The sequence below is a fragment of the Sporosarcina koreensis genome, from assembly GCF_001531445.1.
In the GTDB taxonomy this organism is placed as follows: domain Bacteria; phylum Bacillota; class Bacilli; order Bacillales_A; family Planococcaceae; genus Sporosarcina; species Sporosarcina koreensis_C.
In genome coordinates, this window is record NZ_LQYA01000053.1 from 127955 (window position 1) to 136586 (window position 8632).

An 8632-nucleotide genomic window follows, 5' to 3' on the forward strand; every position below is an offset into this window, starting at 1 on the left:
GGAAATCCCCGGCCTCCACTTTATTTCACTTTCCATAAAGCCGATTCAATGCGGCTTTGAATGCGGGCTTGATGTTTGTTTCGGGGCGGATTGCTTGAGTCATCAGTTCTGCTTCCTCCACATTTTCCGCTTTGCCCAATTCAAGCAATGTGGCTGCCGCGAGTGTGCCGCCGCGTCCTCTCCCTGTATTGCAATGGAAATAGACGTTTTTCCCTTCTTTGTATGCTTCCATCACTTTATCCACTGCTTCACGGATGGAATTATCCTGTTCATTCTCATCATCGAGCAACGGTTGATGAACGCTGATGTTGCTTGGAAGAGGACCGTCCACTTTTGCACGCAAGTCGTAGATGACATCGATTTTTTCATCTTTCCGCAACTCATCAATCGCATCAACGCCACCGAAAAAGATCCGATCCCTCACCAATGCCTTATACGGTTTGTTTGTCATGAATTTCACCTTTCTTCAAGTTCCTTTTTACTTTTGCTTTAACGGAGTACACGTTTTTTTCGGGGAGCTGGAGACAGTTTAATTGCCCGCCGTATACGGCAGCGCCATCGATGCCAATAATTCGGTTCTCGCCAAAGTATACTGAACAACCTTGCTTGTCCTTATGTAAGTTCTTTGTCGGGGTATGTCCGAAAATAACCGTCTTTTCACCACAATAACCGTTATGGAAGATGTCCCGAATCCAAATGAGCTCGTAAGGATCGGTCTCTTCAATCGGTTTTTCCGGATGGACGCCTGCATGGACGAAAATCGTGTCATCCCATTCCAAGTATGTATCAAGATTTTGGATGAATTGAAGATGCGCTTCCAGTTCATTAGAATGAATAGCCGGCGTTACGAACGGTTCCTCATCCTCAACTTTGAAGTCACTTTCTGCAAAACCATAGCTTTTCAAAGTTTCAGTGCCGCCATTCCGGTTGATCCAGTTTTTCCAAACCCTTTCTTCGCCAGCTACTAATGCCCTCACCATCATATCTTCATGATTCCCTTTTAGGACGACAGCCCCTTCGTCCTTCAGTTTCATCACTTTGGTTAGGACCTCTTTTGAATCTGGTCCCCGGTCGATATAGTCCCCTAATAGAATGAGTTGATCCTGAGTGGAATCATACCCGGTTGTTTGTAATAGCTCCTCAAATAACTCCAGCTCTCCGTGAATATCGCTGATAACAAGCGTTCTCTTCATTGAAAACACCCTTTCATGCCATTTTTCATGAAACTACCCAATAGCAATGGTATCATTAACTAAATTATCATGAAAGTAGGAGGGTTTCTATGTGTGGCCGCTTCACTTTATTTGCCCCGTATTATGAAATCATCGAGCGATTTGATATTGAATCGGCATTTCCAGAAAGTGATTATATACCGAGTTACAACATCGCTCCTTCTCAGCAAGTGGTCGCTATCATTAACGACGGTCGTAAAAACCGTTTAGGCGGTCTGCGTTGGGGACTCATTCCTCCGTGGGCAAAGGACGAGAAAATCGGTTGTAAAATGATCAATGCACGAGCTGAAACGGTTGCCGAAAAACCAAGCTTTCGGAAAGCGTTCCAGAAACAGCGCTGTATCCTTCCGGCCGATTCGTTTTATGAATGGCAGCGGAAGGACGGGAAGAAGATCCCAATGCGCATAAAAATGAAGACGGATGAACTGTTTGCAATAGCGGGGCTGTGGGAATCTTGGCAGTCTCCGGACGGAAAGGTCATCTATACGTGCACCGCCATCACGACTGAGCCAAATGATTTGATGGAACCTATCCATGACCGGATGCCTGTCATTTTGAAAAGGGAGGATGAAGCGGCGTGGCTTAATCCGCGAATCGATGATGTTGATTTCCTGGGGAATATGTTGCGCCCGTTCGATGAAAATCAAATGGATGCATATAGTGTCTCATCTGCCGTGAATTCACCGAAGAATAATGAAGCGTCGCTCATCGCGCCTGTTTGTTAATTGAAATTTGAAACGAATCAATCACTCCTTCGTCTACTTGATAAAGAGGGAGAGGATGGAGTAGCTTGCGAGTTAAGAAAATAATTCCTATCGGGCTATTGTTCTTGATTTTGTTATGGTGGAAACCACTTGACGCGTCCGCCTGCTCATGCGTCATGCCACCGCCGCCGGAAGATGCGTTGGATGAGGCGAATGTTGTATTCAGTGGGGAAGTAGTGGAGATTATTGAGAATAAGAAATTGTTTGGAGGTTCCTATGGAAAAACAGTCCATTTCAAAGTGGATAAAGCTTGGAAGGGTACAGTTGAATCCGAAATGGTAATCACTACAGGAAATGATGACGGCGATTGTGGATTTTCTTTTGAAAAGGGACAAAACTATCTTGTTTATGCGTCAATAAGCAATATGTACGTGGAGGGCACTTTATCTACTACGATTTGCCACAGGACAACTAAAATCTCCAATGCGACAGAAGATTTGAATGCTTTGGGTGAAGGACAGGAAGTGAGCAGTTTGCAGGAGGGCCTGGTTGAAGATGAAACCGCTTTTCCATGGTGGATTTTCACTATTTTTATGTTAGGATTAGTCATCCTATTAATCGGTTTCCGCTATAAAAAATCACATAAAAACGCGCGTAGCTAAAGCGAAGCGTTACGAGCAATGATAAAGAGCGCCCTGCACTTTTGTTATGTGAATGACATCATCCGATCGAGAGGTCCTTGCGGTTGAATGATATCGGCTAAGTCCAGAATTGGAATCGGGAAGTAAGGGAATCCCCATACGTATGGCGTGATTTCGTACAGCTGGAAATAGATGACGAGTGATGTATCAGCAATGTAAAAATCCTGATCAGGCCGGATTTCTTTGAATGGGGGATATAATAATTGAACGTCCCATTTCTTTATGTCTTCGCGAATTATGTCAGATAGCTTTTTCACATAATCGCTTCCTGGTTTGAATAGGTCGTTCAATTCATATTGTTTGCCGGTTTTCGTATCAAACGTAAGCGACTTGATGATCGTCATGCCATGGGCACCGCCAGTAAATGAATAGACGATTAAATTTAAGCTTAGAATTCCTCGCTGGTTATTCTTAATTTCAAAACTGGCCAGCAATTCAACGAGCTCTTTAGCGTAAAAATTCTGTTCGACAAGGAGTTCATTTAGTGTATGAATGATGGTGCTATTCAGCTTCCGTTGAATGATCGCATCTCCCATCTGTGTAATAACGGGGTAATAAACTTTCACTTTAGAAGAAGCATGTGGCAGCTTCTTTGTTTGGATGAGTAAGGGGAAATCTTGCAATGTAAACTTCCTTCCTTCTAGGTAGTTGTATAGTATATGAAAGGAAGACTCGGGAAGATCACTCTATATGGAAATGAGCTTCGCAACGCTTCGCTCGTGTTCGCAAAGATGTGCTCGCAACGCTTCGTTTGTGCTCGCAAACGCCGTTCTTCGTGACGGCGTTCGCAAACGAACTCATTTTATGGTAGGATTTAGATTCACAAAAGAAGAGGACGTGAAAATGGATGATCTCAATTACAATTCCGAATCCGGATGTTACGATTCGGCAACGCCAGCAAGAAATGAAAGCCGACGAAGCACCGATCAAACCAATCAATGGTTTTATCGATCTTCATGAAATTCCACGCGATAAAGGAGGACTCATCCTTTTTTACAGCAAAAGTGATGAATTGCTATTCGCAGGAAAAGCAAGAAAGCTTCGCCAACGCGTGAAAAAGCATCTTGAAGATAATGTATCCCCAGTTAAAAACCATCGAAATGAAATCAATAAGATTTCCGTCATCATTGTTGATGATGCGATGGAACGAGAAATCTATGAAACCTATATCATCAATACATTGCGTGCAAAATATAATGTAGACAAAGTGTTTTATAAGGATTGAGTGAAAGAAACACCCTCATGCCAGCTAGTACCACAGCCGGAATGAGGGTGTTATAATTATCTGCTTAATTCATCGTGAATCAAATCAATATTGTATTTCAAGTATTTTACATACGTATCGACTTCATCACCTGGTTTACCTATTTCGTCCGAATAGATTTTCTTTTCAGCAACAGGGACCCCAGTTTCGTTAGCTACTGTTTCCATTGGACGTGGGTCTACGTTGGATTCGATAAACAGGACGGGCACTTCATGTGTTTTGATAAAGTTGACCAAATTTTTAATTTGAGTCGGTGAACCGTTCTCTTCTGTATCGATTTCCCAAATATAAGCTTCTTTTAATCCATAATGGGAAGTCATGTACTGGAAAGCGCGCTCACTTGTGACCAATGTGCGTTTTTTCTCTGGTATATCTTTAATTCGCTCTTCGTATTCTGTATCTAATTCTTTCAAACGTTGTACATACGCATCCCCACGTTGTTGTATTTCATCACTTTTAGAGGGATGTTTTTTCACAAGTATATCACGCATATCCTCAGCCATCTTCACCCCAACAGCAGGATCGATGAATGCATGTGGATTGATCTCCTCTTCACGGCCATCATCGCCTGTCAAATACATTGGTTCTACACGCTCAGTCAAGCTGAAAACATTCTCGTCTTTCTGATTAACTGTATCAATCATTTTAAAGAACCAGCCTTTTTTTCCTCCCTCAAGGTTTAGACCATTATAGAAAAGGACATCAGCATCGGTTGCAGCTTTAATATCATCGGGTAATGGCTCATATTCATGTGGGTCTGTTCCAGTCGGTACGAGGTTATAGACTTCGACTAAGTCCCCGCCGATTTCTCTTGCCATATCGGCGATGATTGTAAATGATGTTACGACTTTAAGTAGCTCGTCGCCTTTCGCTCCATTGCTTTCTGATTGCCCGTCATCTCCACAAGCTGACAGAAAAAAGACGGATATCAGAGATAAACCAATCCATGTAATAAATTTTTTCATTTTCAAATCTGCTCCTTGTTCTCTGAAATTTAATTAAAAGCTTTTCGTGACAGTTTTTTATCAAGCAAGTTTCTTCCGATTGAATGCTTTGATTTTCCTGAACACAATCCCTTGTTTAGGTGAGAATAGGAATGCTAACAGAAATAACCCTGTTGTTGCCAATGCAATGACCGGTCCTGAAGGCATGTTGTATTCAAAGCTGAAGTATAATCCTATAATGGCTGACAAGGCACCGAAGAATGATGCGAGCAAGACCATTATGGAAAGCCGGTTTGTTAAAAGATAGGCCGTGGAAGCTGGTGTTATGAGCATGGATACGACAAGAATGACGCCTACGGTTTGTAAAGATGCTACTGTTACAAGTGTGAGTAGAAACATGATGGCGTAGTGAATGAAACGGACCTTCAAACCATACGCCGCAGCCATCGTTTCATCAAAACTAGATACGAGCAGCTCCTTGTAGAAGATAATGACGACTAGAATGACTAGGCTGCCGATTGCTAAGGTCAACCACATGTCGGATGATCGTACTGCTAAAACATTACCGAAAAGAATTTGTGTTAAATCAGTTGCGCTTTTTGCTTTGGTTATTAAAATGATACCGAGTGCAAAAAATGCAGAGAATACCAGGCCAATCGATGAGTCACTTTTAATGCGGCTGTTTTGAGTGATTGCACCAATCCCGAATGCTGTTAAGATGCCGGTGAATACAGCACCGTAGAAGTAATTGATGCCAAGCATGTAGGAAATGGCGACTCCTGGCAATACGGCGTGTGATATTGCGTCTCCCATTAATGCCATACCGCGAAGGATGATGAAACTGCCGATGACCCCACAAATGATGCCGACCATTATGGATGTTACAAAGGCCTTTTGTAAAAACGCGTAGGTTTGTAAATCATGCAGAAAACCCATTACATTTCAACCCCCAAATCACTTAGCATTGAAACTGGCCTTTCGTAAGCTCGTGTCATATTTTCGGATTGGAAGACTTTTTGAACCGGACCGGCATCAATAAGTTGCTTATTGATCAACACAAGTTCATCAAAATAGTTTTTCACTTTCGTCAAGTCGTGATGGACTACAAATACAATTTTCCCTTCACTCTGTAATTTTTTTAAGATTCCTATGATCACATCTTCGCTGGAAACATCAATTCCGACAAATGGTTCATCTAAAAAGAAATAATCCGCCTTTTGAGCAAGTGCCCGTGCAAGAAATACACGTTGTTGTTGACCGCCCGACAACTCACCGATTTGGCGATCGGCAAAATCCACCATCCCGACTTGCTCCAAGCAACACATTGCCCACTCTTTATCTTCTTTACGCGGTCTATGGAAAAGACCTAATAACGGATAAGTACCGATAACAACTGTGTCTTTCACCGTAATCGGAAAGTTCCAATCGATATTCGAACGTTGTGGAACATAAGCAATCTTCTTTCTGAAAACTTTTAATGGTTTGGAATTAATTTCAATTGTTCCTTTATCTTTTGGAATTAATCCAAGCATTGCTTTCATCAATGTAGATTTGCCTGCTCCATTCGGACCCAGTATGCCGATTAAGTTACCGGATTTGAATTCGAAAGAGACGTCCTCTAGAACTTGCTTCCCAAAGTAGGAAACCGAAACGTCTTTCACAGAAATAATATCAGACATCATTTTGCCTCCTAAATTCGAGTTGAGTAATAAAAACTTTCCCTTGTACAACTTATAGTGTAAAAAAAGGGGGATTTTTTCTACGAATTAAAATTAGTATATCGTCAGTTTGCTTCTAAAGTGAATGTGTAAATTCAGGTTCAAGAAAAAGTTTCCCTGGTGCAACTTTTTTAATTATAGTATAAAACAAATTAAGTGTAAAGACTTTTTTCACTTTTAGAAGAAATAATTTTATGTGCGTGAATAAATTTTGGACTAAGGATTTGTAATTACTTAATTCCCCTTTTTCATAAATAATATTCCAATACGTGTAGTTTACTGTAAAATGAATGGTAGATTACATGGGGTGCAATCCTTCTTATGCGCCGATTTTGGGATATATGCATGTTTGCAGACGTTTATGCGCGGTTAAAGGGCGTTATGCGTACTTTGTGGGATTTATGCGTTTTTGATAGGAAAGAAAATATAGAGTATGTAGGGGGTTGAAAGAATGAAGTTTTTCCATACTGCCGATTGGCATCTTGGCAAGCTGGTGCAAGGCGTTCATATGACGGAAGAGCAGCGACATGTCCTACGCCAATTCGTGGATGCTGTACGAGAGGAGAAGCCCGATGCGGTTGTCATTGCGGGCGATCTGTACGATCGGGCGGTCCCGCCGCCGGAAGCCGTCGCGCTATTGGATGATGTGCTGTGGGAAATTGTCATGGAGCTGAAAACGCCAGTCATTGCGGTTGCAGGGAACCACGATAGTCCTGGACGCCTGCAATTCGGCGGCAGATTGATGCAATCGAACGGATTTCATATCGTCGGCCAGATGTCAGTGCAACTCGATCCGGTCGTTCTGACAGATTCTTTTGGAGAAGTCCACTTCCATCTGGTGCCGTATTGTGATCCGTCGATTGTGAAACATTTATATGAGGACAATGATGTTGTCGACCACCATACGGCGATGGAGAAAGTCGTCGAACGGATTAGAAAATCGATGGATGGGAATGCACGTCATGTATTTGTGGGACATGCCTTTGTTACTCCTTTTGGCGAAGAAGAGGAGAATACGAGCGACTCGGAGCGTCCGCTTGCGATCGGGGGGGCGGAATATGTTGCTGCCCACTTGTTTACACAATTCGATTATACGGCGCTCGGTCACTTGCATCAGGCGCATTATGTCCATAATGAAAAAATCCGCTATTCGGGTTCCCCGATGAAATATTCAATTTCAGAGGAAAGGCATGCAAAAGGATTTTTCATCGTCGATATGGACGGTGAGGGCAATGTAGAGGTCGAAAAGAGAGCGCTGAATCCTTTGCATGATATGCGGACAGTCGAAGGGACGATTGAAGAAATTCTTGCACACCCGCCTAGCAATGATTATGTATTTGTGAGGCTGCATGATGAGACGCCTGTATTATTTCCAATGGAGAAAGTGAAGTCCGTCTATCCGAATGCTATGCATATCGAAAGGAAATTGGTGAGGACATCGGCTACAATTGAACACCAATCTGCGGCAGTCAAGGAAAAGCCGGATGATATGACGCTCTTCCGATTCTTTTATTCCGAGATGAATGATAGGGAGCCCGATGCTGAAACAGAGAAGATATTTGCAGAAGTGTTGCAGGAAGTCAAAGGAGGCGGTGAAAAATGAAGCCGATTCAATTGACGATGACAGCTTTTGGCCCTTATAAAGGGACGGAAACGATCGATTTCCGCCAGCTTGAAGAGCATCGGCTGTTTGTGGTTTCCGGCGCAACCGGGGCAGGAAAGACGACGATATTCGATGGAATCTGCTTTGCTTTGTATGGACAGGCAAGCGGTGAGGATCGAACGGACATCCGTTCAATGCGAAGTGATTTTGCAGACGATGCTGTCCAGACAGCTGTTGAGTTGATTTTTGAACTAAACCGCCGCACATACCGAATTATGAGGCAGATTCCCTATACGAAAAGTGGAAATAAATCCGAAACATCGGCCCGATGCGAGTTTTTCGAAGTTGTCGATGGCGGAGAAGTACCTTTTGTCGATCGTCAAATCGTTTCGGAAATCAATCGGAAAGTCGAGGAGCTTGTCGGTTTTACACAAGCCCAATTCAGCCAGATCGTCATGCTCCCGCA

The 8632-nt window shown here is 42.9% G+C and carries 11 protein-coding genes; 5 read left to right on the forward strand and 6 right to left on the reverse strand.

Annotation, left to right across the window (positions count from 1 at the left end):
• Nucleotides 1-25: 25 nt before the first annotated feature.
• Both AWV70_RS09160 and AWV70_RS09165 read right to left on the reverse strand, forming a co-directional pair.
• A complete protein-coding gene (locus AWV70_RS09160) occupies nt 26-451 on the reverse strand; it encodes a protein-tyrosine phosphatase family protein (protein ID WP_060206356.1) in 426 nt (141 codons plus the stop codon).
• Nucleotides 432-1193 (reverse strand): metallophosphoesterase family protein, encoded by a 762-nt coding sequence (locus AWV70_RS09165; RefSeq protein ID WP_060206358.1) that lies wholly within the window; start codon nt 1191-1193, stop codon nt 432-434. Before AWV70_RS09165 ends, AWV70_RS09160 begins: the two co-directional genes overlap by 20 nt.
• Nucleotides 1194-1282: 89 nt before the next feature.
• On the opposite strand from AWV70_RS09165, the gene AWV70_RS09170 reads away from it, so the two are divergent.
• Nucleotides 1283-1957, forward strand: coding sequence for an SOS response-associated peptidase (locus tag AWV70_RS09170; RefSeq protein WP_060206359.1), 675 nt, complete (start codon nt 1283-1285; stop codon nt 1955-1957).
• A gap of 65 nt (nt 1958-2022) precedes the next feature.
• Nucleotides 2023-2598, forward strand: coding sequence for a hypothetical protein (locus AWV70_RS09175; protein ID WP_060206361.1), 576 nt, complete (start codon nt 2023-2025; stop codon nt 2596-2598).
• A 44-nt stretch (nt 2599-2642) separates the two neighbouring features.
• Here the strand turns inward: AWV70_RS09175 and AWV70_RS09180 are convergent, their stop codons facing one another.
• Nucleotides 2643-3260 (reverse strand): DUF3298 and DUF4163 domain-containing protein, encoded by a 618-nt coding sequence (locus AWV70_RS09180; protein ID WP_060206363.1) that lies wholly within the window; start codon nt 3258-3260, stop codon nt 2643-2645.
• Nucleotides 3261-3484: 224 nt separating this feature from the next.
• On the opposite strand from AWV70_RS09180, the gene AWV70_RS09185 reads away from it, so the two are divergent.
• Nucleotides 3485-3862, forward strand: a complete 378-nt coding sequence (locus tag AWV70_RS09185; RefSeq protein ID WP_060206364.1) for a nucleotide excision repair endonuclease — start codon at nt 3485-3487, stop codon at nt 3860-3862.
• A 56-nt stretch (nt 3863-3918) separates the two neighbouring features.
• Here AWV70_RS09185 and AWV70_RS09190 read toward each other — a convergent pair whose 3' ends face one another.
• Genes AWV70_RS09190 through AWV70_RS09200 form a run of 3 tightly spaced genes read right to left on the reverse strand, consistent with a single transcriptional unit; the run spans nt 3919 to nt 6524 of the window.
• Nucleotides 3919-4866 (reverse strand): metal ABC transporter solute-binding protein, Zn/Mn family, encoded by a 948-nt coding sequence (locus tag AWV70_RS09190; protein WP_060206366.1) that lies wholly within the window; start codon nt 4864-4866, stop codon nt 3919-3921.
• Between the two features lie 60 nt (nt 4867-4926).
• Nucleotides 4927-5781 (reverse strand): metal ABC transporter permease, encoded by an 855-nt coding sequence (locus tag AWV70_RS09195; RefSeq protein WP_060206368.1) that lies wholly within the window; start codon nt 5779-5781, stop codon nt 4927-4929.
• Nucleotides 5781-6524 carry a metal ABC transporter ATP-binding protein gene (locus AWV70_RS09200; protein ID WP_060206370.1) on the reverse strand — a complete coding sequence of 248 codons (744 nt, stop codon included), beginning with the start codon at nt 6522-6524 and terminating at the stop codon, nt 5781-5783. Before AWV70_RS09200 ends, AWV70_RS09195 begins: the two co-directional genes overlap by 1 nt.
• Nucleotides 6525-7014: 490 nt before the next feature.
• Between AWV70_RS09200 and AWV70_RS09205 the strand changes: the two genes are divergently transcribed.
• Nucleotides 7015-8166, forward strand: coding sequence for an exonuclease SbcCD subunit D (locus AWV70_RS09205; RefSeq protein ID WP_060206372.1), 1152 nt, complete (start codon nt 7015-7017; stop codon nt 8164-8166).
• A partial coding sequence (locus AWV70_RS09210; protein WP_153009936.1) for an AAA family ATPase occupies nt 8163-8632 on the forward strand: 470 nt, incomplete at its 3' end. The genes AWV70_RS09205 and AWV70_RS09210, both read left to right, overlap by 4 nt.